Annotated in this window: 28 protein-coding genes and 2 tRNA genes; 7 read left to right on the top strand and 23 right to left on the bottom strand. The window is 62.0% G+C overall.

Annotated features, from left to right (window positions below; translation table 11 throughout):
* Positions 1–10: 10 nt before the first annotated feature.
* From C443_RS08410 to tmcA, 4 genes are all read right to left on the bottom strand, one after another.
* Complete coding sequence (locus tag C443_RS08410) at positions 11–1,612, bottom strand: class I adenylate-forming enzyme family protein (protein WP_005535557.1); 1,602 nt, start codon at positions 1,610–1,612, stop codon at positions 11–13.
* 123 nt (positions 1,613–1,735) lie between these two features.
* Complete coding sequence (locus tag C443_RS21665) at positions 1,736–1,900, bottom strand: hypothetical protein (RefSeq protein ID WP_005535556.1); 165 nt, start codon at positions 1,898–1,900, stop codon at positions 1,736–1,738.
* The gene (locus C443_RS08405; RefSeq protein ID WP_005535555.1) at positions 1,897–2,394 is read right to left on the bottom strand and encodes a DUF456 domain-containing protein; all 498 of its coding nucleotides are present in this window, start codon (positions 2,392–2,394) and stop codon (positions 1,897–1,899) included. The genes C443_RS21665 and C443_RS08405 overlap by 4 nt, the downstream gene beginning before the upstream one ends.
* Complete coding sequence (tmcA, locus tag C443_RS08400) at positions 2,391–4,718, bottom strand: tRNA(Met) cytidine acetyltransferase TmcA (RefSeq protein ID WP_193363479.1); 2,328 nt, start codon at positions 4,716–4,718, stop codon at positions 2,391–2,393. Before tmcA ends, C443_RS08405 begins: the two co-directional genes overlap by 4 nt.
* Between tmcA and C443_RS08395 the strand changes: the two genes are divergently transcribed.
* From C443_RS08395 to C443_RS08370, 6 genes are all read left to right on the top strand, one after another.
* A complete protein-coding gene (locus C443_RS08395; RefSeq protein ID WP_005535552.1) occupies positions 4,717–5,730 on the top strand; it encodes an NAD(P)H-dependent flavin oxidoreductase in 1,014 nt (337 codons plus the stop codon). The genes tmcA and C443_RS08395 overlap by 2 nt on opposite strands.
* A gap of 213 nt (positions 5,731–5,943) precedes the next feature.
* Complete coding sequence (gene rpl7ae / locus C443_RS08390) at positions 5,944–6,306, top strand: 50S ribosomal protein L7Ae (protein WP_004593501.1); 363 nt, start codon at positions 5,944–5,946, stop codon at positions 6,304–6,306.
* Positions 6,307–6,317: 11 nt separating this feature from the next.
* Positions 6,318–6,545 (top strand): 30S ribosomal protein S28e, encoded by a 228-nt coding sequence (locus C443_RS08385; RefSeq protein WP_004516764.1) that lies wholly within the window; start codon positions 6,318–6,320, stop codon positions 6,543–6,545.
* A 2-nt stretch (positions 6,546–6,547) separates the two neighbouring features.
* The gene (locus tag C443_RS08380; protein ID WP_005535545.1) at positions 6,548–6,904 is read left to right on the top strand and encodes a 50S ribosomal protein L24e; all 357 of its coding nucleotides are present in this window, start codon (positions 6,548–6,550) and stop codon (positions 6,902–6,904) included.
* On the top strand, positions 6,904–7,368 hold the full coding sequence (gene ndk / locus C443_RS08375) for a nucleoside-diphosphate kinase (protein WP_005535544.1): 465 nt from the start codon (positions 6,904–6,906) through the stop codon (positions 7,366–7,368). The genes C443_RS08380 and ndk overlap by 1 nt, the downstream gene beginning before the upstream one ends.
* Before the next feature lie 67 nt (positions 7,369–7,435).
* Entirely contained in the window at positions 7,436–7,693 is a 258-nt protein-coding gene (locus C443_RS08370) for a glutaredoxin family protein (RefSeq protein ID WP_005535542.1), read from the top strand.
* On the opposite strand, the gene C443_RS08365 is transcribed toward C443_RS08370, so the two are convergent.
* From C443_RS08365 to C443_RS08300, 15 genes are all read right to left on the bottom strand, one after another.
* The gene (locus C443_RS08365) at positions 7,666–8,379 is read right to left on the bottom strand and encodes a hypothetical protein (protein WP_005535540.1); all 714 of its coding nucleotides are present in this window, start codon (positions 8,377–8,379) and stop codon (positions 7,666–7,668) included. The genes C443_RS08370 and C443_RS08365 overlap by 28 nt on opposite strands.
* A gap of 48 nt (positions 8,380–8,427) precedes the next feature.
* Positions 8,428–8,832, bottom strand: a complete 405-nt coding sequence (gene msrB, locus C443_RS08360) for a peptide-methionine (R)-S-oxide reductase MsrB (protein ID WP_004593495.1) — start codon at positions 8,830–8,832, stop codon at positions 8,428–8,430.
* Between the two features lie 128 nt (positions 8,833–8,960).
* Positions 8,961–10,643, bottom strand: coding sequence for a GMC family oxidoreductase (locus C443_RS08355; protein WP_005535538.1), 1,683 nt, complete (start codon positions 10,641–10,643; stop codon positions 8,961–8,963).
* Positions 10,640–11,233 carry a gluconate 2-dehydrogenase subunit 3 family protein gene (locus C443_RS08350; protein ID WP_005535537.1) on the bottom strand — a complete coding sequence of 198 codons (594 nt, stop codon included), beginning with the start codon at positions 11,231–11,233 and terminating at the stop codon, positions 10,640–10,642. The genes C443_RS08355 and C443_RS08350 overlap by 4 nt, the downstream gene beginning before the upstream one ends.
* On the bottom strand, positions 11,226–12,119 hold the full coding sequence (locus C443_RS08345) for a hypothetical protein (protein ID WP_005535533.1): 894 nt from the start codon (positions 12,117–12,119) through the stop codon (positions 11,226–11,228). The genes C443_RS08350 and C443_RS08345 overlap by 8 nt, the downstream gene beginning before the upstream one ends.
* Before the next feature lie 293 nt (positions 12,120–12,412).
* Positions 12,413–12,486, bottom strand: a tRNA-Thr gene (locus tag C443_RS08340).
* A gap of 32 nt (positions 12,487–12,518) precedes the next feature.
* Complete coding sequence (locus C443_RS08335; protein ID WP_005535531.1) at positions 12,519–12,986, bottom strand: GNAT family N-acetyltransferase; 468 nt, start codon at positions 12,984–12,986, stop codon at positions 12,519–12,521.
* A gap of 87 nt (positions 12,987–13,073) precedes the next feature.
* Positions 13,074–13,649 carry a CBS domain-containing protein gene (locus tag C443_RS08330; RefSeq protein ID WP_005535529.1) on the bottom strand — a complete coding sequence of 192 codons (576 nt, stop codon included), beginning with the start codon at positions 13,647–13,649 and terminating at the stop codon, positions 13,074–13,076.
* Between the two features lie 67 nt (positions 13,650–13,716).
* Positions 13,717–14,490 (bottom strand): GTP cyclohydrolase III, encoded by a 774-nt coding sequence (locus tag C443_RS08325; protein WP_005535527.1) that lies wholly within the window; start codon positions 14,488–14,490, stop codon positions 13,717–13,719.
* Between the two features lie 108 nt (positions 14,491–14,598).
* A complete protein-coding gene (locus tag C443_RS08320) occupies positions 14,599–14,937 on the bottom strand; it encodes a DUF7344 domain-containing protein (protein WP_005535525.1) in 339 nt (112 codons plus the stop codon).
* Between the two features lie 55 nt (positions 14,938–14,992).
* Positions 14,993–15,292, bottom strand: a complete 300-nt coding sequence (locus C443_RS08315; protein WP_004593490.1) for a DUF5785 family protein — start codon at positions 15,290–15,292, stop codon at positions 14,993–14,995.
* A gap of 45 nt (positions 15,293–15,337) precedes the next feature.
* Entirely contained in the window at positions 15,338–16,600 is a 1,263-nt protein-coding gene (locus C443_RS08310) for a PGF-pre-PGF domain-containing protein (RefSeq protein WP_049943976.1), read from the bottom strand.
* Positions 16,601–17,080: 480 nt separating this feature from the next.
* A complete protein-coding gene (locus C443_RS21185; protein ID WP_152423029.1) occupies positions 17,081–17,767 on the bottom strand; it encodes a hypothetical protein in 687 nt (228 codons plus the stop codon).
* 414 nt (positions 17,768–18,181) lie between these two features.
* Positions 18,182–18,265: transfer RNA gene (locus C443_RS08305), tRNA-Ser, on the bottom strand.
* 26 nt (positions 18,266–18,291) lie between these two features.
* Entirely contained in the window at positions 18,292–19,044 is a 753-nt protein-coding gene (locus tag C443_RS08300) for a hypothetical protein (protein ID WP_005535522.1), read from the bottom strand.
* A 100-nt stretch (positions 19,045–19,144) separates the two neighbouring features.
* Here C443_RS08300 and C443_RS08295 point away from each other — a divergent pair, with 100 nt between their 5' ends.
* Complete coding sequence (locus tag C443_RS08295) at positions 19,145–19,687, top strand: hypothetical protein (protein WP_005535521.1); 543 nt, start codon at positions 19,145–19,147, stop codon at positions 19,685–19,687.
* On the opposite strand, the gene C443_RS08290 is transcribed toward C443_RS08295, so the two are convergent.
* The 4 genes from C443_RS08290 to aroA form a co-directional block, all read right to left on the bottom strand.
* A complete protein-coding gene (locus tag C443_RS08290) occupies positions 19,688–20,314 on the bottom strand; it encodes a uracil-DNA glycosylase (RefSeq protein WP_005535520.1) in 627 nt (208 codons plus the stop codon). It lies immediately after the preceding gene.
* A 1-nt stretch (position 20,315) separates the two neighbouring features.
* Positions 20,316–21,515: a chorismate synthase gene (gene aroC, locus C443_RS08285; RefSeq protein WP_005535519.1), complete on the bottom strand. Its 1,200-nt coding sequence runs from the start codon at positions 21,513–21,515 to the stop codon at positions 20,316–20,318.
* 48 nt (positions 21,516–21,563) lie between these two features.
* Positions 21,564–21,959, bottom strand: coding sequence for a hypothetical protein (locus C443_RS08280; RefSeq protein WP_005535517.1), 396 nt, complete (start codon positions 21,957–21,959; stop codon positions 21,564–21,566).
* Positions 21,960–22,061: 102 nt separating this feature from the next.
* Entirely contained in the window at positions 22,062–23,348 is a 1,287-nt protein-coding gene (gene aroA / locus C443_RS08275) for a 3-phosphoshikimate 1-carboxyvinyltransferase (RefSeq protein ID WP_005535514.1), read from the bottom strand.
* Between the last annotated feature and the right edge of the window lie 34 nt (positions 23,349–23,382).

Below are 23,382 nucleotides of genomic sequence, written 5' to 3'. Positions count from 1 at the left end.
GCCGCCGCGCTCACTCCTGACCGATCATCCGCTCCTGTTCCTGCCAGTACTCCTCGCGAAGCTCGTACTTCTGGATTTTTCCGGTCGCCGTTTCAGGAAGCGAGTCCCGGAAGTCGATGCCGGCGGGGACCTTGTAGCTCGCGACGCGTTCCCTGAGGAAATCTAGAATATCCTGTTCGGTCGCATCGCTGCCGGCCGTCGGGACGACAATTGCCATCGGCGTCTCGCCCCAGTCCTCGCTCGGAGCCGGAATGACCGCGGCTTTCAGCACATCGGGGTGGTCGTACAGTTCGTCTTCCAGTTCGATCGAGGAGATGTTCTCGCCCCCGGAGATGATGATGTCCTTTCGACGGTCCATGATCTGTATCATCCCGTCGTCGTCCCACGTCGCGAGGTCGCCAGTGTGGAAGTACCCCTCGACGCGGTCGTTGAACGCCTCCTCGGTGATCTCGGGCTTGTTGAGATAGCGGTCCATCACCTGATTGCCCTGCACCACGATCTCACCGATGGTCGCACCGTCGTGTGGCACGTCATCGCCGTCCTCGTCGACGACACGGATGTCGGTACACAGCGCTTCCGAGCCCTGTTTGACTTTGAGTTCACGGCCCCGTTCGGCGATGCGCCGCGGGGAGTTGCTGGTCGTGATGATCGGGGCCGTCTCGGTCAGGCCATAGATGTGGATGATGCGCCAGCCAAACTCGTCTTCGACGCGCTCGATGGTCGCCGTCGCCGGGGCGCTGCCGGCCGTCGCGATCCGTACGTCGCGGTCGCCCTGCGTCACTACGTCGCCATCGTTGGCCCGGTAGTGCTGAATGAGCTTGTTCAGCACCGTCGGCGCGCCACACATGAACGACACGTCGTACTCGCGGACCCGGCGGAAGGTGTCCGCGGCGTCGAAGGTCCGCTGACAGACGTGCGTCCCGCCGGTTCCGGTGATGGCGTAGGTGTGGCCCCAGCCGTTGCAGTGGAACATCGGGAGCGTCCAGAGGTACGTGTCGTCGTCGCGTATCTCCATGTGCTGATTGAGCACCAGCGAGTGCCAGCTTTCGGTCCGATGGGTCCTGACAACGCCCTTCGGGTCCCCCGTCGTGCCGGACGTGTAGTTGATGCTGGCGTCGTCGTCCTCGGTCATGTCCGGCCGGTCCGGTTCGGCTGTCGGCTGTCCGTCGAGGACATCACTGTAGGCGTCCCATTCCCCATCGATACGGTTGGGTTTGTAGCCGATGAACGTCTCTGCAGGGATGTCGTCCCGTACCGGCTGGACTTTCTCCGCGAAGTCGTAGTCGGCGATTACTGTCGCGGCTTCACAGTCGTTCAGAATATACTCGATTTTCGCAGGGTCGAGCCGGTAGTTCAGCGGGACGAACACCGCGCCGAGTTTGTTTGTCGCGTACAGCGTCTCGATGAAGTAGTGTGTGTTCGGCGCGAGGACGGCCACGCGACTCCCCTTCGAGACGCCCCGGTCCGACAGCGCGTGTGCCAACTGGTTGACTCGCTCGTTTACCTCCGCGTACGTGTACTCGGTGCCGTCGTGGGCGACGATTCCGGTCACGTCGTCGTAGATGTCCGCTGCACGGTCGATGAAGTCGGTGGTTAGCATCTCGCGTTTCATGATAACACGCCTCACTTGCCGTATTCAACCCCAATTATTATTATATTTTCTTCGTGAACGTTTGACAGCCCGCCGATCTAGTACCCACGTGTGAACTAAAGAGTCAATTCCGACGACAACGGTCTATGGCCACTCGTCCTCGTGGCCGTCAATCGGCGCTGGGACGACGCCGTCCTTCTGCGTCCAGACGCGAGCGTGGGCCGGACACACGTCTCGGTTCGCGTCCCAGGGGATGTGGAGTTCGACCGCGGCCTCGTTTTCGCAGCCGTCCTCCGCACACTGTGTCATAGAAGCGCGACGGCAATCATGGTGACCAGTATCGACGCGGTCAGCAAGGCCTGGACGACGCCGGAGGCCAGCATTCCGACGGTGGTTACCAGCGCGGCCTTCGCGCTCCCTCTGACGTCCTCCTGCCGATAGAACTCGACGACGAACACCGTCCCGGCGACGCCCAGCAGGATGCCGAGCGGACCGGTAACAAAAAAGAGGACGAGCGCCACCACGCCGGCCAGAACTGCCGTCCAGTTCGACGCCCCGCCGACCCGCGCGGCGACGGCCCCGCCCGCGATGTCGACGGCCCACGTCAGCAGGCCGACTAGCGTCAGCAGGGCCAGGAAGAGCGTTCCGGGTTCAGTCATGCCGCTGGCGACCCAGTACAGATACACGCCGGCGAGTGAGACAAGTGCGCCGGGGACCTGCGGCGTGAGGCTACCGACGACGCCCCCGACCAGCAGGGCGAACGCGAGCACGAACAGCAGCGTTTCGAGGCCGAGCAGGCTCATTGGTGTCTGTCGAGTTCCTCCTGTACCCAAGGGTCGCCGTACAGACGCGTCAACCTTTCGACTATTCCGCCGAGTGTGCGCATACACTCACGCTTGGAAACGAACGCCAGTTCCTCGGCGACAGCCGACCAGGGATGTGCCTGCAAGACCTTTCGGACGAGCAGGCGTTCCTCCCGCGGCGAGAGCGCGGTCGCGTCGGCCGGGTCCGACAGGTGTTGGCGAGTGAGCTGACGGAACGGCTTCGGGTTCGTGTCGAGGACCGACGCGCCGCCGGGGACGCCGGCGACCAGCCGCCACTCCCACTCCGAGAGCGATACCGGCCGCTCGCCGTCGGTCGCTCGAAGCACGGCCCGAACCACGTCAGGGTCACAGTCGTCAAGTGGGTCCGACAGCACTGCGGCGATTCGGTCCTGAAACCATTCCCCGTGACGCGCCGCGAGCGCCACCCCGTCGTCGGAACAGGGGTTGAGCATTACGACGGAGTACTCGCCACTGGTCGCGTTCCGCGAGGTGGCGAGGTGCACAGTGTTGTAGCCGTTGTCCGCCCAGAAACGGACGAGTTCCGGCGTCGCACCGTAGCTGACCCCGAGCCAGTCCACTTGTTCAGCGAACTCCGTTCTGATTTCCGAGAGGAGTTCGGAGCCGAGCCCACGGGACCGGACCGCAGCGTGGGTCGCGATACGGAGGACCCGCTGGCCGACTGGGATTCCGGCGGCTTCGTCACGGAGTTGTGTCGATAGCACGTCCGGAAGCATGTTTCCTCGCACTCGCCTTCCTTCGTACATCGTGGCGCGCGTGTCAGCTGAGAGCCCGCCTTCCTGTGCTAGCAGCGCCACTGCAACGACGTGGCCCTCGTGGGTCAGCGCCCGAACAGCGAGATTGGGTGCGTCGAGCAACCGGGCCAGGTCCGAGGGTTCCGTCCGGTAATGCGCCAGCACGAGCAGGCCGAAGACCTCCCGGAGCAGATGCTCGTCAGCGAGCAGGTCGGCTGCTGAGAGCCGGCGGTACTCGACGGTCTCCGGCGTCGCATCCGTGATAAGCTGATCGACCGGCGGGCGCGCGTCCAGTAACAGCGCCCGGAACGCCCATACTTCGACGGGGTCGGCGTCGCCGTATCGAATCGGCGTCGTCATCGTCACGTCGGCGACGGCGTGGTCGCTTTCCGCGAGTCGATCACGGAACCGGACGGAGAATCCTCGTCCTGCCCCCTCGTAGCCGTGGACGGTCGTCGTGAAGGCAACCGCCGGCGCGTCGAGGAACTGTTCGAGTCGCCGGACCGGCAGGGCCGCGGCCTCGTCGACGATGACCACGTCGGGACCATCCGGAAGCGATGCCGCTTCATCCGGTGGCGCATACCGCACGCAGCCCGCCCCTGCAACGTCGAGCTGCTGGGGGTTCGACGCCCGGTCGCGAGCGAACTCGACGCCGAGCGTCTCCAGAAGATGTCCCGCCCGCGCGAACACCTCGGCGGCGCTCCGGTACTGCGGCGCGGTCACCAGCACGTCTCGCCCCCCGATAGCGAGGTTTCCGGCTGCCAGCCCGGCGGCACTGGATTTCCCTCGGCCCCGGTCGGCCTCGACCACGACCGCCGCACCGTCGTCCCGCAGGGACTCAAACGCCTGGACCGCGTCCCGCTGGTCGTCGGTGAGACACTGAGCGTAGGTCTCGGAGCGGAACCACGCGTCGGTTGGCGCTGTCGGGCTCGAAACCGGGCGGCTCGGTGGCGGGTCCGTCAGGCCGTCCTGCTCGACAGTACCCGTGTCGGCATCGACGATAGCGATACCTCGGTGTGCTCGCAACGTCTCGACGAACCGACGGCGGAAGTGGCCGCTCACGTCTCCGACATCGAACGGCGGGACTGCGAGCGAGGCGTCGAATCCGTCGCGCTCTTCGGGCCACGTCTCCAGCGGCGGCGCGAGGAGGACGTAGAGGCCGCCGCCGTCGACCGCACCGACGGTCCGCCCGACGGCGTCCGGCCGCAGTTCCTCGTGTGCATCGAGGATGACAGCCGTCCGCGTCCGGCCGAGAAGTTCCTCGGCGCGGGACTGCTCGTGATGCTCACAGGCGAGGAACGGCTTCGGGCCGACAACGGTCGTCTCCGCGCTGGGAACAGCCGCCGCGTCGAGCGCTGCTGCCGCTCGCTCCCGCGTCCGGTCGGGGTCGCCCGCCAGAACGAGTAGCCGCCGCTCGTTCGCACGGCTGGCTTCTGCTCGGAGCGAGCGTGCGATATCCATACCGGAGGTGGCGGACGCGCCAGTATGGACCTGACGGTCACGGCGCTCTCCAGGTACGCTTTTTATTCGACCGGACACAGTGGCCGGCATGGCTCCCCTCCAGACCTCGCTCTGTTCCGAAATCGGTATCGACTACCCAGTCGTGCAAGCACCAGTCGGGAGTGTCTCGACACCGTCTCTTGCCGCAGCAGTCGCTGACGCGGGCGGCCTTGGGATGTTGGCGATGTCGTGGCGCGAGGCCGACGCGATCCGCGACGCGTACACGGACGCTGCAAACGCGACTGACGGCGTGGTCGGCGTCAACGTCGTCCTCGACGAGTCGACGGGTGTGCTCTCGCCGTCGGCGTGTCTCGATGCCTGTTTGGACGCGGGCGCGTCGGTCGTCTCATTTTCATTTGGCGATGCCGGGCCGTACATTGACCGGGTCCACGAGGCCGGCGGCACGGCGATGGTCACGGTTGCCAGCGCTGCCGAGGCCAGGGCCGCCGTCGACGCCGGGACCGATGTCGTGGTCGCCCAGGGCCGGGAGGCCGGCGGCCACGTCCAGAGCGACGTGACGACGATGGCGTTGCTCCCGCGGGTAGCTGACGCGGTTCCAGTCCCGGTCGTCGCGGCCGGCGGTCTCGGCGACGGGCGCGGCCTCGCGGCGGCGCTGACGCTGGGTGCTGACGGCGGCTGGTTCGGCACTCGGTTCGTGGCGACCGAGGAATCCGGCGCACACGAGACATATCGGCAACGAATCGTCGACGCGCCCGAGACGGCGACGCGGTTTACCGAACTGTTCGACCGGGGCTGGTCAGACCAGCCACACCGGGTCCTCGAAACCGACGAGGTCCGGCGGCAGGCCGGCTCCTATTCGGACAAAATGGACGACGATAGCGACTCCGAACAGGTCGCACAGATGCCCGATGGCGAGCCGATCAGTCGGCTTGCTGATATGCCCCCGCTTGCGGGGATGACTGGCGATGTCGAGGCCCTGCCACACTACGCCGGCCAGAGCGCCGGCCTTGCACAGGACGTACGGCCCGCTGGTGAGGTGGTGGCCCGTCTCGTCTCGGACGCGCGGGCCGCGCTGGCCGATGCCTCGGCGGCCGCGGAATAGACAGACCCCCCGACAGCACCCGTGTGGCGGGCTGGCACGGGATTTCGGCTTCGAAAGCGCTTTTAGGGCCGGTAGCACAGAATGGGGTACAGCCTGCGCCGAGTTGATGATGCTCCCAGCCTTTTCAGGATACACACCATCACGGTGTGACGGGCCTCGCGGCCCGGACACGGCGGGGGAGCCTGAGCTCGCGCGCAGGAGGTGAACATACAAATGCCAGTATACGTAGATTTCGACGTTCCCGCGGACCTCGAAGACGACGCCCTTGAGGCGCTCGAGGTTGCCCGGGACACAGGCGCAGTAAAGAAGGGTACAAACGAGACGACCAAATCAATCGAGCGCGGCTCCGCCGAGCTCGTCTTTGTCGCTGAAGATGTCCAGCCCGAGGAGATCGTCATGCACATTCCGGAGCTTGCCGACGAGAAGGGCGTTCCCTTCATCTTCGTCGAGCAGCAGGACGACCTCGGTCACGCCGCCGGGCTCGAAGTCGGCTCGGCCGCCGCAGCCGTCACCGACGCCGGTGAGGCTGACGCCGATGTCGAGGACATCGCCGACAAGGTCGAGGAGCTTCGGTGAGGTGACCTCGGATGAGCGCTGAGGAATCCGAAAGCAGCGGTTCCACGCCCGCCGAGGTTATCGAAGTCGTGGGCCGGACGGGGATGCACGGCGAGGCCATGCAGGTCAAGTGCCGCATCCGCGAAGGCGAGAATCAGGGGCGCATCATCACGCGCAACGTTCTCGGCCCGGTCCGCGAAGGTGACGTGCTCCAGCTCCGCGAGACGGCTCGCGAGGCCGACACCATCGGAGGGCAGTAACCATGCCCCGGACACGCGAATGTGACTACTGCGGTACGGACATCGAGCCCGGCACGGGCACGATGTTCGTCCACAAAGACGGCGCGACGACGCACTTCTGTTCTTCGAAGTGCGAGAACAACGCCGACCTAGGCCGCGAGGCCCGCAACCTCGAATGGACCGACACCGCACGCGGTGACGCCGGTGAGGTCGAGGACGAGGTTGAGGATGAAGCCGAAGAAGTGGAAGCGGACGCTGACGAGGCAGACGCCGAAGAGGTTGAGGACGAGGCTGCCGAAGCAGACGCTGAAGAAGCTGATGCCGACGCCGACGAGGCCGAAGACGACGCTGACGAGGAAGCCGAGGAGGCCGAGGCCTGATGTCCGAACACGAGCGTACGTTCGTGATGGTCAAGCCCGACGGCGTCCAGCGCGGCCTCATCGGGGACATCGTCTCCCGCTTCGAGGACCGTGGCCTGAAGATGGTCGGTGGCAAGTTCATGCAGATCGACCAGGAGCTCGCTGAGGAGCACTACGGCGAGCACGAGGACAAGCCATTCTTCGACGGGCTCGTCGACTTCATCACCTCCGGCCCCGTCTTCGCGATGGTCTGGGAAGGTCAGGACGCGACCCGGCAGGTCCGAAACATGATGGGCGAGACGGACCCCGCCGAATCGGCTCCCGGCACCATCCGCGGTGACTACGGGCTCGATCTCGGTCGTAACGTCATTCACGGTTCCGACCACGAAGACGAGGGCGCAAACGAGCGCGAAATCGAGCTGTTCTTCGACGAGGACGAACTCGTCGACTGGGACCAGATCGACTCGTCCTGGCTGTACGAGTAACGTCAGGTCGACCGCTGCGTTTTTTTCGAGCACAACCACCTTGAGGGCGGCGTCCGTACCGCTCAGTATGAGCTTGACGCTCTACCAGCTCGACGGCTGTCCGTACTGCGAGAAGGTCGCCGACCGACTGGACGAACTCGACATCGACTACGACAGCGTCTGGGTCGAGGCGCTGCACTCGAAACGCGACGAGGTGAAGCGGGTCTCAGGCCAGCGGGGCGTCCCGGTTCTGGTCGATGAGGACCGCGGCATCACGATGGCCGAGTCCGAGCGTATTCTTGAATTTATCGAGACGACTTACGCGCCCGAAGCCCAGTCGGCGTAGAGATACCGGGCGGCCGCGCCGAGACTCGCAAATACCAACGGGAAGAAAAACAGCAGGATGAGGAGCCACAGCACCGCCGGTGCGGCCTGTCCCTCGCCCCCGCCATCGAACATGACCGTCCGGACGAACACGAAGCTCCCTGCGAACCCTGTTGCGACATACCCGAAGCCGATGCCGGTCCCGACAAGCGCCGCCTCCTCGAGCAGGCTGTCCGACCGGGTATCGCCGCGATAGCGTTCGAACAGCGCGCCGACGGCGACCAGCGCGACAATCGGAATCAGGAAATAGACGATGGGTGGCACGCTCGCACCCTGTGCGCCGTACAGGACGTTCCGGGCGGCCGAGCCGTACACCTCCGCGTCCGATGCCGTCACCAGCGTCGGCACGTGATGGGCGTTGTACAGCACGAACCCGTACTGGACTAACCGATCCGACAGTTCCGGCAGGTCGATCGACGACGGCCCGACGAGAAACAGCAGTGCGACGAGCAGGTATTCGACAGCCAGCGTCCCGACTGCGACGCCGGCCGCGCGGAGCCACGGAAACGTTCGGAGGCTCTCGGCTAGCAGGTGACTCTCCGGCGGTGGCTGTTCGGCGGTCGCAGTCGGTGGCTCGTCGACCAGCGACTCGTCGACCGATGTTCCGGCCCCGTCGTCGCCCGCCTCGTCGGTCCCGTGTTCAGTCACGTCTAGCCGTATCAACTTCAATGACGGAAAAAAGGGTTCCGGTGGTCGCTACTCCGACTCGAAGTCGAGCGCAGCGCCGTTGATGCAGTACCGCTTCCCGCTCGGCTCCGGTCCGTCGTCGAACACGTGGCCCAGATGACCGCCACACTCGGCACAGACGACTTCCGTTCGCTCCATCCCATGGCTGTTGTCCGCCCGTGTTTCGACGTTGCCTTCCTGATACACGTCCCAGAAGCTCGGCCAGCCGGTTTCTGATTCGAATTTCCTGTCGCTATCGAACAGTTCCGTCCCACAGCCGGCACAGGTGAACACGCCCTCGTCTTCTACGTCGATGAGGTCGCTACTGAACCGCGGTTCTGTTCCAGACTCGCGGAGGATTCGGTACTCCTCGTCGGAGAGTATTTCGCGCCATTCCTCGTCGTTGTCCGGGAGTTCTTCTTCGGATTCACTCATGACATATTGTACGCCCTCCAGCGGTAAAAACGTAGACCTATCTGGTAGCGCTACCCGCGCTGCTGCTCCAACTATATGACATGCAGTGGCCGTCCCCGGCGGCACACAGGGTCTCTGCCAGTGTGGCATCACAACTTCTCGTCGATGTGATCTGCCGTCTTCAGCGCGAGCGCCGCAATCGTGAGTGTCGGATTGTTCGCTCCAGCAGTTGTAAAGACGCTCGAAGACGCGATCCAGAGGTTCGCGAGGTCGTGTGTCCGACATTCTTCGTTCACGACAGTTTCTGCCGGATCCGTACCCATCCGTGTCGTCCCCATGTGGTGTGTGCTCATTCTTCTCCCACTTAGTGTCTCTACCTCGGTGATTTCGGCACCGAGTTCCGTCAGAATCGATTTCTGGACCGATAAACAGTGCTCCATCGTCTCTTGAACGTGGGCTCCGTCAGAGAGATCGATCGACGGTACCGGTCGGCCGTGGTTGTCCGTCTTTGATTTATCGAGCGTGACTCGGTTGTCGGGCCGCGGCAGCATCTCGCCCGCGCCACGTATCGAGAGTGGATACGGCGGCCCCGATGTCGTCGGAAGGTCGAGTGCGTCTCCCAGTTGCATCTCGTTGAGCGGGTCCGTCGCGAGTTCGGCCACCGTATCCGAGGTCGGGTTGCTGACGATGTCGAGCAACCTCGATGGAGATGTCGGTGGGCTTCTGGACTGCGCCCCTCCCGACGTGGACTTCGCAGTGTTGCTAAACGTGAGGTGGTAGCTCCCGGAGCCGGTCTCCTCGTGAGCATAGAACTGATCGCTCCGGCTGGAAACCCAGCCGATATTGCTCTGTCGTGTCGGCTCTTCGAGCGTCCCTGTCGTCGTGACGCTGGGATGGTCCATGAGGTACCGACCGACTGCCCCGCTGGAGTTGGCTAATCCGTCCGGATACACGTCCGAATCCGACAGTAACAGCACCCGTGGTGTCTCGATTCCGCCACACGCGATGACGAAGTGATCGGCTTCTTGCCGGAAGTGACGCCCGTTGGGAGTCGCGTAGACGACGGACTCCACGTAGTCACCTGCTCGGTCGTGCTCCACGGAGAGGGCCTGTACCTGATCAACGATCCGTGCACCCGCTGCCTCGGCCTTCTGGACATGGACTTCGGCGCTGTACTTCGCTCCCGACGGACAGGCGTTGCAGACACCGTATCCGACGCACTCGGAGCGGTCATCGTACTCCTCGGAGTTGATAGCTTTCGGCTGTGACGCCATCGTGATTCCGAGTTCTTCACAGGCTTCGGCAAACAGCGAATCCGAGTAGCTCGGCTCGAACGCCGTCAGCGGATAGGGCTCTTTTCGCGGCGGTCCGTGTGGGTTGTCGTCGGCGCCTGCAACGCCCATCTCCCGTTCGGCACGGACATAGTATGGCCGAAGGTCGGCGTAGCTGATCGGCCAATCCTGTGCCACCCCATACCGCGTGTTCATCTCGAAGTCTTCTTCGTGAAGCCGTGGGGTGTTCGCGTCCCAGTGCAGGGATGTGCCACCGACCGCCTTCACGCGCGTCTCGTTGAGCCGTGCATCGACGTCGCCGGTCGTCGTGTATCTATCCCGTTCGTCGTCGCGCCAGAACGAGTCACGTTCGAAGTTCGGACGTAACCACATCTCCATGCGTCGGTGGTGGTCTGCTGGGGTCAACCGCTCTCCCGCTTCGAGTACCACGACATCGTGCCCGCGGCGTGCAAGCGAGTATGCAGTGACCGCTCCGGCCGGCCCTGCCCCGACGACACAGACGTCGGCCTCTGTCGGGGTTCGGTCGTCTGCGGCCGTCATGGTTCACCGCCCTCCGGTCCTTGCTTGTATGCCTCTCGCCCACCGGGATGCCCGGGCGGATTGTCGACACCAAGCAGCTTGCCACCCATAGGAGACGTAAACAGCACGTACAACAGGTCGCCCACGAGATAAAACCGTACCTGCTCCGCAGTTGTTCCGTCGGCAGTGGGGTGCACTGTCGTCACACCCATCGACTGCAGGACCTGCCGCCGCCGCCCTGCTGAAATGTCAGTAATCCTGCCCCCAAACCGTGCTTTGGCGTGATCGTCGACCGCTTCGATTGCGGTCACGAGCTTGTCAAAATGACCCGGCTCCGGTTCGACCCGTCCAAACACGCGGCTCTCGATGAATGACGGCGTTATCGAGACCGCTGACGGATACACCGCGGTGGCTATCGCGGTTAGCGCTTCGATATGCTCTCCCGATGCTGGGTGAGCGCTAGACCCCGTCACCGAATCGACGGCCACTGACCCGCTGGGCTCGGTGCCATATCCGTAGCCTGCGGCCGCGAATGCCGTGCCACCGAGAGCCGTGAGAAACTGGCGTCTGCTCGGCACACCATCGTCTGATCCGGGCTGGTTTTCAGTCATCGGATGCCCTCGTGCAGATACTTCCAATGCCATGAGCAGTGGACAAGAGCATCTGATCGTGGTAGGTATGCCACCCGAACAGAGCGGCTATCGCAACCGGTGCTGAGAGAACCACTGCCAGTTCACCGTACTTGTACACTCCGAGCAGGGCAGTTGTTACAACGGGCGCTATCGGCGAACCGCGGCCGAGGAAGCCGGTAACGAACGCGCTGAATTCGTTTGCTGTCGGGTACAGCCCCAGGTCGTGGACGAACACATCGAGCACCGAAACGCCAAACAGCCACCCAGCGCCGATGACGAGTACGCCGACAGCCATCACCCCGGTTGACTCCTTCGAGGGTTTTCGTCCGGGCACCTCCGATTCGATCAGCGTGTGGCCACGAGTGTCTGCTCGGCCGATATGTTTGCCGAGACGTTCGATGATTCCAATGGCGACTAGGCCAAACACACTGAGTCCCACAGCCGCGACGACACCCGGAAGGAAGCCAATAGCGGCCGTGTAGAAGCGTTGCGCCCCCAGAACCATCACCAGCCATGCCGCAAACGCTGTTGCGTTGATTCCACCGATCAGTATTACTGCGGCGTAGGCCGGAGCCATCCGGAGCATCGACTTCAGCCCCTGCCTCTTCTGGCCGCTAGAGTGTCCATTAGTGAGCCACACAATCACCCAGGCAAAAGACAGTATCCAGACTGTCGTGCTGACGGTCCAGTACCCGATGATCCCGTGGAAAACATCGTGGATGATGAGCCCAGCGACGCCACCGAGCGGTGCTACGGGACTAATCAGAACGGCCGCTGCGACGAACACGCCACCGATGTACGCCATTGAAATCCCTGTCCGTGTTGCTATCTCGACAATGAGCAACCCGACAACGGCCGCTAGCATAAGTGTCACTTGGACCCCTCTGTCCACCCAAAATTGATTGATTTTCCCCAACACACCCTGAATGGCAATGGGGTTTGTATTGTTAGTTGCAATTTAATCTAAAATACGTCCACAATTGCGGCCCCCTCGAAGCCGGTTCTGCGTCGTATTGAAACATCTCGATGGGATGGTGCCGGGCGAGTTGGACGCGCCGTAGATACTGCTCACGGATCGCGCCGACACGTCAGGTACGATTCGAAAAAACGGTAATTTCGGTTGCCCAGTTGCAGTTCGGTTCCGAACGAACGCGTCGAAGCCAGGGGTGGGATTTGAACCCACGAACTCTCGATTACAAGTCGAGTGCTTGGACCACCCAAGCTCCCCTGGCACGGTTGCATACCTGCGTTGTGTGGGGACCGTTTAGAGAGTATCGTTTTCGGTCGGCTTTTCGAGCTCGATCCGGTGTGGTGCGTAGCCCTGTGCTCGATAGAATTGTCGAGCGGATTCGTTGTCCGCCATCGCCTCCAGCGCGAGGATATCCGCACCGGCCTGGCGGAGTAGTTCTTCCCCCGTATCAAGCAGTTTACTGCCGATTCCCTGGTTCCTGTGGACCGGTTCGACGAAGATGTTCTCGATGATGCCCCGTGTCTCGTCTTGTTCGTACCGGCCGCTGTCGATGGTTACCATGACGAACCCGACGATGTGTTGATCTATACAGGCGATACGGACGTTTTCGGCGACGACGCGCTGTACGACAGTCTCTCGGACCGCAGTCCGGTTCCGATCCCCGAACAGATGTGACCCGTGGGCACGCTGGCTCTCCGCCAGTCGGACCCACAGGTCAACGATGGTGTCCACGTCATCCATCGAGGCGGTGTCGATTTCCACGGTGGTACTCCGTGTCGTACGATGAAAACAGTTCGGCTACGCCGCTGTATCCGTCCGCTGTGAGAGACGGAGACCGGTGGGAGTGGCTCAGACGTCCCGACAGTCCGCACAGAGGAGCTGCCCGTTGAACGACGCCAGATTCCGTGTAAACGTGCTACAGGCGGAACAGATGCCCTGATTATCGAACGAGTCCTCGGCGGCGGACTGCATCCCGTCGGTGGTGGCTTCCTGCCCGGTCGTCGCAACCGTCGAGGGCTGTTCAGCGACATCTGTCGACTCGCTCTCTAACCTTGCAGTCGAGAGGATGTCGTGCTCGGTCAGCGTTCCGAGCGGCTCTCTGTCAGCCGTTACCAGAAGGAACTCGGCGGACCGCGTCGCCATTCGGTCCCGGGCCGCCGGAAGTCCAGCATCGGGGCCGATTGTCGGAATGGATTCACGCATCACGTCGCCGACGGTGGCCGTTTCTGGGTCGCCGCCATCGACGATGTACGCCAGCACGTCCCTGTCCGTCGCGACGCCGACCGGTTCGTTCCCTCGTAACACGAGAATCGGATGCTGGTCCTCTCGGATCAGCAGCTCCGTCGTTTCGAGGAGGTCGTCGGACTCGCTTGCCCCGACGTACTCTCTGTTCATAACCTCCCGCACAGTGACCTCACCGTTCATGCGTATGATTACCACATGGCTGGTCTAAAAGATACCTCCACTACGTTTATATCGTTTGACTCACAAATTACTCAGTTGTCTCGGTTTCGATGGTGACGGCCTCGCCAGTCGCCCGACAGGTCTCTAATGCGTGTTTGGCGTCCATTCCGGCCGTAGCTGCCGTCCGTCCGCGCCCGACACCGACTTTCAACTCCACGTCGACTTCCTCGCGGACGTGGTCGATGGCGTCGTGATAATCCGCTTCGTCCAGGTCTGGACAGACTGCGATGACGTTATCGCCGCCGACGAAAAACGACAGCGAGTCGTGGGCCTCGCGCATATACTTCATGAGTGCCGCGTACCCCTGTTCGATCTGGATGAACGTGTCGAACTCGTTGAGCTGGTCGGTGTACTTCTCGGTGGCGTCGTCGACATCGAAATGCGCGAGTTGTACGTCTGTGGGCTTCCGGAACTGCTCGTCGATCGTCTGGCCGCGTAACACTTCTCGTCGGCCCTTGTCCTGTGCACTCCCGGCCTCCTGTAGCTGCTCCGTCGCCGTTCCCAGCGCAGAGACGGGCGTCGTTCCCGTCGCGACCGAGAGGCTCATCGTCACCGGGTAGCGATTGCCGACGGATTCCTGAATGAGTGCGTGTGCCGCTTCGTCCAGTCCGTTCGTCACGGCGATCATATTGTCGAACCGCGAGAAGAAGATGTAGCCGTCGCGGTTCCCGAACAACTGTGCGAGATCAGCGTACAACCGGGACTGGAGCGTCTGCAAGTCGACTTCACGGCGGGGCTCAGGCGTCACAGTCCACGGCCCGTAGTTGTCAATCTGTATATGGGTGATCTGGGTGTTGGTCACTGTCCATCGTTCGTTTCGAAGCAACGGGTATTGCTCTATCGAAATGTACCGGCAGCGTAGACTGTAGTCCGGTCCGACCGGTGTCGGATCCCGGACATGGGAGCCGATTCAACGGAGCTCAGTCGGTACTGCATCACGTCGCTGAAGCTCGACGGTTCCGATCATCGAATCGTATGCGACGACGTCCGTTGCCGTTAGTTTCGGGAGGTGCTCGGTGAACAGTTCCTCGGTGAGTTCGTCCCTGGCAGTGTCAGGGACTGCCGCTGGCTCGATGTCACGCTTGGCCGCCAGAACCGCCGTCGCGAGGTCTGCTACGACCACTGGTTCACCGCGGTCTGCCAGTATCGAGAGCGCGCGACGGCGAGTGTCGTCCGACAACAGGTCAGCAACAACCTCCTCGGGGAGTCCCTGATCGGCGCGGTCGCCGCTTGAAGATGTCGTCGCCATACGCGACGCTACACCGGCCTCCCACAAGTATGTGTCGTGCCCACACACTACACAATCAAGCCTGTTCGAGTCTGTACGGCCACCAGTCTGCCTCGCGCAGCGCGCGCCCGAGAGATTTGTGGAAGTCCGGGAAGTCCTCGAACTCCTCCTGGTCGACGTACTCGAAGATGTCCGCTACGCTGACGACTGTCTCATAGTCGATCCGAACCGGGTGGTCCCCGTACTGTTCGACGTACTCCTCGGCAGTCAGTGGGAAGTCCTCGTCCTCGTCGACTTTCTTCGCCAGCACAGCGTGGCCGTATTTGCGGCGGCCCTCGCTTCCTTCCTCACCGTCCGGATCGTGTGGCCAATCCATACGCGATTCTCTGGACACTGGCACAAAAAGGGTTTCTCTCCCCGCCTACAGTTCGAAGCCGCTGTCGTTCCGGCTGCCACCCCGTCGGAGGAGCACGATGACGACGCCGAACAGCAGCAACGCACCGAGAAGTCCACCAATGACCAGTACCGTACTGATACCCATGACTGTGGCTGGGAGCGGTCCGAGTCCGCCGTCACCGTCAACCGTGGGTTCGGTCTGGACCGCTGTCTCCGTTCCAGTCGGCTCTGTCTTCGGCTCGGCACCGCCGTTCTCGTCGGTCTGGAGCTGGCTTTCGGTTACCTGAACCTCGCCGGCGTTGACGTCGTTGAAGCCGATCTGGAACGTCCCCGGCGTCGTCACGACCGTCGACAGTGTCACCGTCTGTTCGGTGTCCGCTGGCACAGTCACCGAGGTCTGGTTGACGACTTCACCGTCGACCAGCATCTGCGCGTCATACGTGCCTGGAGAACTGCCGGCGTTTTCGACAGTTCCCCTGACGGTGACACGATGTCCATCTGTCGCCTGTTCGTTGACGACTGACGTTCGTGTGACGGAGAACGACGGCTCGAGTTTCCCAATGGCGTAGGCCGTTGCTCCTGCGGTATCCGCCTCGTAGACGACGCGGTCGGGCTGTTCCGAAGCGACAGTCGTTTCGGCGGCTTTCCAGGATCCGTTGACACGATGATACACGCGGACGTTCTGTGCGGCTATCCCAGCTTGCTGGAGTGTTGACCGGTTCAGTGCAAACTGCATCGACGACGGTTCGACGCCGTCCGACGACCCGACAGTCACCACACCGAACACCGATGCGTCGTCACCGGATGGCACCGAGATGTCTGCCGCACTGGGATCGGTGTACTCCGTCACGTCCTGCGTGAACGCCTCCTGTGACGCGTTGACCGTCCAGGACTGGAGCGCGAACGAGCGGTTCGCTGGCCTCGAGACGTTCATCACGTAGGGTTCGTTCGTCGGGACCATCCCACCGCGTATCTTGAGCTGCCGCGTAGTCTGGTCCATCCGCTTGGTCTCGACTATCGCGGGCTTGACTCTGACTCGTCCGGCCGATTTCCCCGGGCTCTGGACCTTAATCCTGTACGTTCCGGGAGTGTCGAACTTCAGCGCCCGTGTTCGCTCAACTGAGGACCCGGCGTCGACAACTACCCGTTCGGTCGCTCTCGTTGTACCGTTTACTACGTACTCAATGTTCGTCGCACCGCCCGAGCTGCCGGTGTTCTGGACTGTCGCGGTGACGTTCACCGAGTCACCGGCGAGTATCGTATTCGTGTCTTTCGACGCGCCGGACACGAACAGACTCGGTTCAGCAACAGCAGGCCCTGCGGCCGTCACTGCGAGGAGGAGGGCGACGACACACACAGTCAGGAGGCCCGACCAGTGCTGTCTCGGGGACCTATCTTCACGTACCATTACACGGATATAATCCCGACCATCGACATAAAACCGCCTGATTGCCTGAGTCCAGTATACTGTCCCTACGAGTCAGAAAGCGGCGAATTCTGTACCCTCCTTTTGTGCAGTCCTGAACCGGGCCGAATGCCGTGTGGGTCGTGTTCAAACCAGAGTAAGTCGGCCGAACGCACGACGTTGCGTCGGCTACGACTCGCTGGCACCTCATCTCAGTTTGTGCACTCTACAAACAGAATCCAAAACTCGTCTTGTCCGCGCACTCTCCCGTCAAGATTGGTGAGCGGACGGGTCCCATACTCCACTGGGGTAGGGGATGGATTAATGCGGGTGACTTGTATGGGTTGATTAGAGAAGTTGTTCCTATTGGCGTCGCCAGTAGAAGGCAAAGGCAGGGAAACCGGCAGACAATATCAGCATTAAACTAACGCCGACAGTTGACCCAAGGTTCAATTGCGAATATATAACACTCCCTACAACCCCGCCAAGGAATACTAGCCCGAGATACATACTTGTTGTTTGAAACTGTCCCGTATCTCGCTTGCTCCATAAATATACTCCAGACAATGACCCGACGACAATTCCAAATAAATGCCCAAAAACCAGCGCAGAATATAGTAAACCAAGGAATCCGCCGACAATCATTGATATAGGATAACCAATAGTACCGATAAAAGCCTCACCAGTTGACCGAGGCGGCGAAAAGTTCCATGAGCCTTTGTCAACTTCTGTTTTAGGGTTAATCCGAACAGCATCTAACTCGTCCAAAAATTGCCGTTTATATTTTTGTGGAGAAGCAGTTGCGTTCATCCAAATTTCTTTTTCCGCCGTTACCTTTATCGGAATCTCTCCTTCGTCAGTCGGGTCAGAAAAGTCAATATAGATGTTCTCTCCATAACTCCACAGGATTCTTGGAAACGATATATCCGTTTTTCCAACTATCTGGCGTCTACCTTCCTCAATACTCTTGATACCCTCAGTTCTCCAAAGCGCCTCCTTAACTAGTTCTCGTGCCTCATCTAAACCGCAACTAAGTACTAGCCGTGTCACACTCTCTTTTCTATTTTCAAGATGAATAACTTATATCGGTTCTTCGTGGCCCCATTGTGTGTCAGATTCTGCTCACGCTTCAACGCGAAAAAGTTCAGTCTAATTCTAGTAATTATCATGTCTTAGAATGTGGAAAATTTATTTCGTCAAGCCAGCCCCGATTAGCCCCGAGGCTATCGTACCTAGGATTTATCATCATGAATCTAGATTACGTGGGTGTGAACGCTACGGGGAAGGAGCGGCGGCCCACCGAAAACCGCAGTACGCGACGCTATTCACGTAGAAACAAACGGTGAGACTAGGATTTGAACCGGAGCAAGACGATCGCACTCACTGTGTTCGTGCGCTGCGACTTGCAGGGTTCAAATCGCCAGTGCGTACCGATGGCTCCTCGCGTATTCGCTCGGAGCAATACGGTGGGACTGGGATTTGAACCCAGGAATCCGTGAGGATACCTGCTTTCAAGGCAGGCGCAATAGGCCGCTCTGCCATCCCACCGCAGTCAAGCATATTCGGTGGGCCTTCTAAGACCTGTCGGTCTCTCGGACCACGGTCGGATCGCCGTCGTCATCGACAACACGGATTCCGAGGTCATCGAGGAACGTCGCCGTCCGTTGCGGTACGACCCGACCAGCCCGGTTCCGGGCGCGTAGCAGCGGAACCATCGTTTCGAGGTCAGATTGCGTTTCGAGGACGGGCGCTGATGGGAGGAAGTCCACATCGAGACCAGCATCTGCGGCACGCTCGCCGATAGTCTCGACCGCCGGGATGGCGTAGCTGTCCTCGAAATCTATCGGCTCGCCGAAGCCGGCGTAGTAGACGCGGCCGCCCGCAGTGGGGCCGAGCACCACGCCGCTGGACCGGAGTTTCATCGCCGCGCTGTCGATGAGTTGGCGGTTCAACAGTGCTGCTGTCGGTTCGACGGCGGCGACGGTTGCGACATCTTCCCGGTCGAGGAGGTGTGTGACAGTGTTCCCGACCCGACCAGAGAACGTCGAACCGACCTGTACCTCGAATCGGGCGTTGCCCGGTGATTCGAGGGCCGCTGTCACTGGCTCCCGAACCGCGGTCTCGGGGTCGACACCGTTCGGGACTTGGTCCGATGGCCGGTAGTTTACCAACAGCTCGGCACCGCTGATCTCCACCGCACGACAGACGTCGAGCAGCATGGCCTCGTATAGCTCTGCGGCCTCGGCGTCGTCTACGATGCCGCCCGCCAGATCCTGCAACACGAACCCCTCGACTGGTGGATCAGCCAGCACAGTTACCGTAGTCATACTGTCTTCTCGGCCCGACTGTGATTAGTCGCTTGTGTTCCACTGCAGCGACAGAACAATTATAAGATGTGAGCATTATTTGATAACTAAGAGAAACTATATGGAGCAATCTCAGACCTACAGATGCGATGGATGTGGGTCGGAGTACCGTGTTCTTGGTGACTCGCAACCGAAGATCGTGTGTCGTGACTGCGAACGCGAAGCCACGTTGTCCGGGACCGCAGCGGCACAGCGGGCGTACCATGTCGGCTACATGCGGTATCGTGAGGCACGCCGCCAGCTATCCGACGCACTGGCGACCGTCGAAGATGGGGAGATGGCGCTCGCTCGTGGGGGGTTCGACAGTGCCGCAGCGGACTTCGAGGAAAGCGTCGAGGAGTTCACGACGGCTGTTCGTGAAGCGGACGACGACGCGTTGACCGAGTTGTCGGAACGAGCGCGCAAGAAAGCGACCTGTTTCTGGCAAGCTGCCGAGTGGCTCAGCGGTATGACCTACGCCAGCGAACAGGGTGCATCGACACAGGCGAGCCAGTACCGCCACGATGCTGAAAACCGGTTGCAGGCAGCAACGGAGTACGGGACAGTGTCGAGCCCGGACGAGTTGCTCCAGACCGCTGAGGCTGAAGTCCAGTCCGACACCTAATTATCGCCCGCGCCGGCCCTTCGTCTGCCGGTAGTCCTGACCGAGCGTCTCACTGAAGTGCTCTAGAAACGCTGTCCGTTCCTCGTCAGTCTGCTCGTTCGGCGGAATCATCGGGAGGATTTCGAACCCGCGGCCGCGAATCGTCGTCGCGTGTCGCTCCTCGATATCCAGTTCGTCCTCGCTCATCGTTGTGTACTCGAAGGCTAGCTCTTCGAGGGGGCGCTGCCCGACCGGCAGCAGGATTTCGGGGTTTATCATCCGTATCTCACTGTTGAGATACGGCTCGCAGTTGACGACCTCCTCGTCAGTCGCCTCCCTGTCGGGATGGCGACAGCGGGTGACGTAGGTCAGGAAGGTGTTCTGTAGCTGTGGTCTGTCGGCGTCCGGGTCCGAGCACATGTCGACCGCGGCGAGGATGTCGAGCAGTTCGCGCTCGCTTTCCCCGGTGAAGGGGAGACCGGACTCGTCGGCGCCGACTGCGGGTGAGTCGCCGAGAACGATGAACTCTGCACCCACGTCACCGTAGCCATGGACGACGTTCTCGCGCGTTTCACACAGCCCGGGGCAGTTCTGGCACTCCTCGTCCATCCCGAACGGGTTCGATTTGGACTCCTGTTGTGCGTCCATCTTACTCGTCGTCGATAGTTTTCGCGTGGGTGTCCGCGTCCTCCGGATCGTTCTGCGGGCTGGACGGGTGGTAGTCGGTGTCGTACTCGCCCGGCTGGCCGTCGAGCCGGTCGGGGTTGATGCGGCCGCCAAGCAGCATGAAATCGAGCACCGTACAGGCGAGCATGGCCTCCACGACCGGGACCGCCCGCGGCGGCAGGACCGGGTCGTGGCGACCGGTGACGGTGATCTCTTTGCCTTCGTCGGTCTCCCAGTCGACCGTCTTCTGGGTCTTGGGAATCGACACCGGCGCGTGCCACGACACCTCGCCGTAGATGGGCTGCCCGGTGGTGATGCCGCCCTGGATGCCACCGTGGTCGTTCCCGACCGGCGTCGGGTGACCGTCTTCGTCGAACTCCCAGTTTTCAGTGTACTCGCTGCCCCGGGTCGTCCGGGCCTCGCGGCCGATGCCGTACTCGAAGTCGTTGACCGCCGGGATGGAGTACATCGCCTGTCCCAGACGGGACGGGAAGCTATCGAACCGCGGTGCGCCGAGACCGGACGGGACGCCACGACACTCGAAGTAAATCGCGCCGCCGATGGAGTCACCCTCTTTCTGGTGCTGGTCGGCCACGTCGCGCATCTCCTCGGCGGCCGCTGGGTCGGCACAGCGGACTTCGTTTTCCTCGCTGTGTTCGAGCATGTCCTCGAAGGTGACCGGACCGGCTTCTACATCGCCGATCTGGCAGACGTGGGCCTTGATCTGGACGTCGTAGTCGGACTGTTCGAGAACCTGCTTGGCGACGCCGCCGGCGGCGACCCAGTTGACCGTCTCCCGAGCGGAGGACCGGCCGCCGCCGCCCCAGTTTCGGGTTCCGAACTTCGCGGAGTAGGTGTAGTCCCCGTGAGACGGCCGCGGGGCCGTGATGAAGGGCTCGTACTTGCCCGAGCGGGCGTCCTTGTTCTGGATGACCATCCCGATAGGCGTGCCTGTGGTGTAGCCGTCCTGAATCCCGGAGTTGATTGTCACCTTATCCGGTTCGCCCCGGGAAGTGGTGATCATCGACTGTCCGGGCTTGCGCCGGTCGAGGTCTTTCTGTATCTCCTCCTCCGAGAGTTCGACGCCCGCCGGAACGCCAGAGACGGTACAGCCCATCGCCTCCCCGTGAGACTCGCCGTAGGTCGTCATGCGGAACAGACGACCGAACTCGTTGCCGTTCATTACAGTGGTGTCGGGGTTGGGGGCATTTGAACCTTGTAGATGCGCCCCTCAGTCGTCGAGCCACCTGACACGGTCGAGAAACTGCACCGTCTCCGTTGCCTCGATATGTTTCTCGAAGACCGCATCGAACATCTCGCCTGTGTCGTCTTGCCAGGGCTCCCAGGTGTACCGTACCAGCGACGTGTCCGGATACGTCGTGCTGACCGCACTGGCAAAGTCGCCTACTGGGGAGGCAGTACGCCGGCTGCCAACCACCACGCAGTCGAATTCGCGGTCGGCCAGCAGTGTCGTCGCCCGGTCGGTGTTCGATGTCGTTACTAGTTCGACTCCCTCGCGCTCGTCAGCGATATCGGTCTGCAGATCAAGCAACAACTGGTCGTCATCGACGTAGAGGACTGTCGTGGAGTTCGCAGTAGATTGTTCGGAAGCGCTCGTCTGATTCACAACGTGTGTTGTAAATATTCTTCACTGCGTAAAAGCACACCTATCTACGATAGACACAACGTTCTTTCATAACAAAATCTGGCCAAGCGGTAACCTGCTACTCTATTTGCCGACAGCAGCGCCGAGCGATTCGAGCACGTCGAAGAAGTCCGGGAAGGACACGTCGACGTGCTCCGCGCCGGTCACCGTCGTCTCGCCATCGGCGACGAGACCCGCCACGGCCAGTGACATGATGATGCGGTGGTCCGCACGGCCCTCGACGGTCGTGCCGACGAGTTCGCTGTCCGCGCCGTAGACGAACAGTTCGTCCTGGTGTTCCTCCACCTCTGCACCCATCTTCGTGAGTTCCTCGACCATCGCGCTCACGCGGTCAGTCTCCTTGTACCGGACGTGCTCGGCGTCGGTGATCCGCGTGACGCCGTCGGCGGCGGCTCCCAGCGTTGCGATGGTCGGCAGGAGGTCTGGTGTGTCTTCGACACCGACCTCGATGCCAGTCAGTTCGGACTGCGAGACGGTGATTTCGCCGTTTTCCTCGTCCCAGTCGAGGTCGGCACCCATCCGGTCGAGGATGTCGACGATGGCCGCGTCACCCTGCGCGCTCGGGAACGCCGACGTGACGCGCAGGCCGTCCTCGGCGGCGAGCGCGCCGGCTGCGAGCAGATAGCTCATCGACGAGAAGTCCCCGGGAACGTTGTAGTCGCCGCCGGGCGCGTAGGTCTGCCCGCCGTCGACGGTGAACCCGGCGTCGGTCTTCTGGGCCTCGACGCCGAACGCATCCAGCACCTCCAGCGTGATATCGACGTACGGCGACGACTTCAGCTCGGTCGTCAGGTCGATGTCGATGCCGTCCGGCGAGACGGCACCAGCCATCAACAGCGCAGTGATGTACTGCGAAGACACGTCACCGGGGATCTCAACTGCGCCCCCGTCGATGCCGCCGCCAACCACGAGTGGGGCCTGCCCGTTCCGGCGAGTCGACTCGGCGTCGCCGTCCAGTTGCTCGATAGCATCTAGTAGCGGCCCCTGCGGGCGCGACCGGAGGGACTCGTCACCAGTCAGTACCGCGAGGTCGTCCTGCAGTGCGCCCGTGGCGGTGACCAGCCGCATCGTCGTCCCGCTGTTGGCACAGTCGATGACGTCGTCCGGCGTACCCGGCCGGCCGTCGAAGCCCGTGACCTCGACCGTCGAGTCGTCCGCTGCCAGCGAGACGCTGCCGCCGTAAGCCTCGACCGCTCGCATCGTGGCCTTCGTGTCCGCACTCACGAGCGGGTCGTGGACCACTGCGCCGTCCGCGTAGCCCGCGGCCAGCACCGCCCGGTGCGTGTAGCTCTTTGACGGCGGCGCTTGCGTCGTCCCCGCGACCGTCGATTCGGCAATCGTGATGTCCATGCCCGGTCGGTAGCGGGCATTCGACAAGAGACTA

It is taken from the genome of Haloarcula argentinensis DSM 12282 (assembly GCA_000336895.1).
Lineage (GTDB): Archaea > Halobacteriota > Halobacteria > Halobacteriales > Haloarculaceae > Haloarcula > Haloarcula argentinensis.
Note: the sequence above shows the minus strand (reverse complement) of the source record. Positions and strands in the feature narration are given on the sequence as shown.

Bases quoted from the DNA above. Each gene is read 5' to 3' on its own strand.
- C443_RS08410 (WP_005535557.1), bottom strand. From the start codon at position 1,612: ATGAAACGCGAGATGCTAACCACCGACTTCATCGACCGTGCAGCGGAC.
- C443_RS21665 (WP_005535556.1), bottom strand. From the start codon at position 1,900: ATGACACAGTGTGCGGAGGACGGCTGCGAAAACGAGGCCGCGGTCGAA.
- C443_RS08405 (WP_005535555.1), bottom strand. From the start codon at position 2,394: ATGAGCCTGCTCGGCCTCGAAACGCTGCTGTTCGTGCTCGCGTTCGCC.
- C443_RS08395 (WP_005535552.1), top strand. From the start codon at position 4,717: ATGGCTCCCCTCCAGACCTCGCTCTGTTCCGAAATCGGTATCGACTAC.
- tmcA (WP_193363479.1), bottom strand. From the start codon at position 4,718: ATGCCGGCCACTGTGTCCGGTCGAATAAAAAGCGTACCTGGAGAGCGC.
- rpl7ae (WP_004593501.1), top strand. From the start codon at position 5,944: ATGCCAGTATACGTAGATTTCGACGTTCCCGCGGACCTCGAAGACGAC.
- C443_RS08385 (WP_004516764.1), top strand. From the start codon at position 6,318: ATGAGCGCTGAGGAATCCGAAAGCAGCGGTTCCACGCCCGCCGAGGTT.
- C443_RS08380 (WP_005535545.1), top strand. From the start codon at position 6,548: ATGCCCCGGACACGCGAATGTGACTACTGCGGTACGGACATCGAGCCC.
- ndk (WP_005535544.1), top strand. From the start codon at position 6,904: ATGTCCGAACACGAGCGTACGTTCGTGATGGTCAAGCCCGACGGCGTC.
- C443_RS08370 (WP_005535542.1), top strand. From the start codon at position 7,436: ATGAGCTTGACGCTCTACCAGCTCGACGGCTGTCCGTACTGCGAGAAG.
- msrB (WP_004593495.1), bottom strand. From the start codon at position 8,832: ATGAGTGAATCCGAAGAAGAACTCCCGGACAACGACGAGGAATGGCGC.
- C443_RS08355 (WP_005535538.1), bottom strand. From the start codon at position 10,643: ATGACGGCCGCAGACGACCGAACCCCGACAGAGGCCGACGTCTGTGTC.
- C443_RS08350 (WP_005535537.1), bottom strand. From the start codon at position 11,233: ATGACTGAAAACCAGCCCGGATCAGACGATGGTGTGCCGAGCAGACGC.
- C443_RS08345 (WP_005535533.1), bottom strand. From the start codon at position 12,119: ATGCTAGCGGCCGTTGTCGGGTTGCTCATTGTCGAGATAGCAACACGG.
- C443_RS08330 (WP_005535529.1), bottom strand. From the start codon at position 13,649: ATGAACGGTGAGGTCACTGTGCGGGAGGTTATGAACAGAGAGTACGTC.
- C443_RS08320 (WP_005535525.1), bottom strand. From the start codon at position 14,937: ATGGCGACGACATCTTCAAGCGGCGACCGCGCCGATCAGGGACTCCCC.
- C443_RS08315 (WP_004593490.1), bottom strand. From the start codon at position 15,292: ATGGATTGGCCACACGATCCGGACGGTGAGGAAGGAAGCGAGGGCCGC.
- C443_RS08300 (WP_005535522.1), bottom strand. From the start codon at position 19,044: ATGACTACGGTAACTGTGCTGGCTGATCCACCAGTCGAGGGGTTCGTG.
- C443_RS08295 (WP_005535521.1), top strand. From the start codon at position 19,145: ATGGAGCAATCTCAGACCTACAGATGCGATGGATGTGGGTCGGAGTAC.
- C443_RS08290 (WP_005535520.1), bottom strand. From the start codon at position 20,314: ATGGACGCACAACAGGAGTCCAAATCGAACCCGTTCGGGATGGACGAG.
- aroC (WP_005535519.1), bottom strand. From the start codon at position 21,515: ATGAACGGCAACGAGTTCGGTCGTCTGTTCCGCATGACGACCTACGGC.
- aroA (WP_005535514.1), bottom strand. From the start codon at position 23,348: ATGGACATCACGATTGCCGAATCGACGGTCGCGGGGACGACGCAAGCG.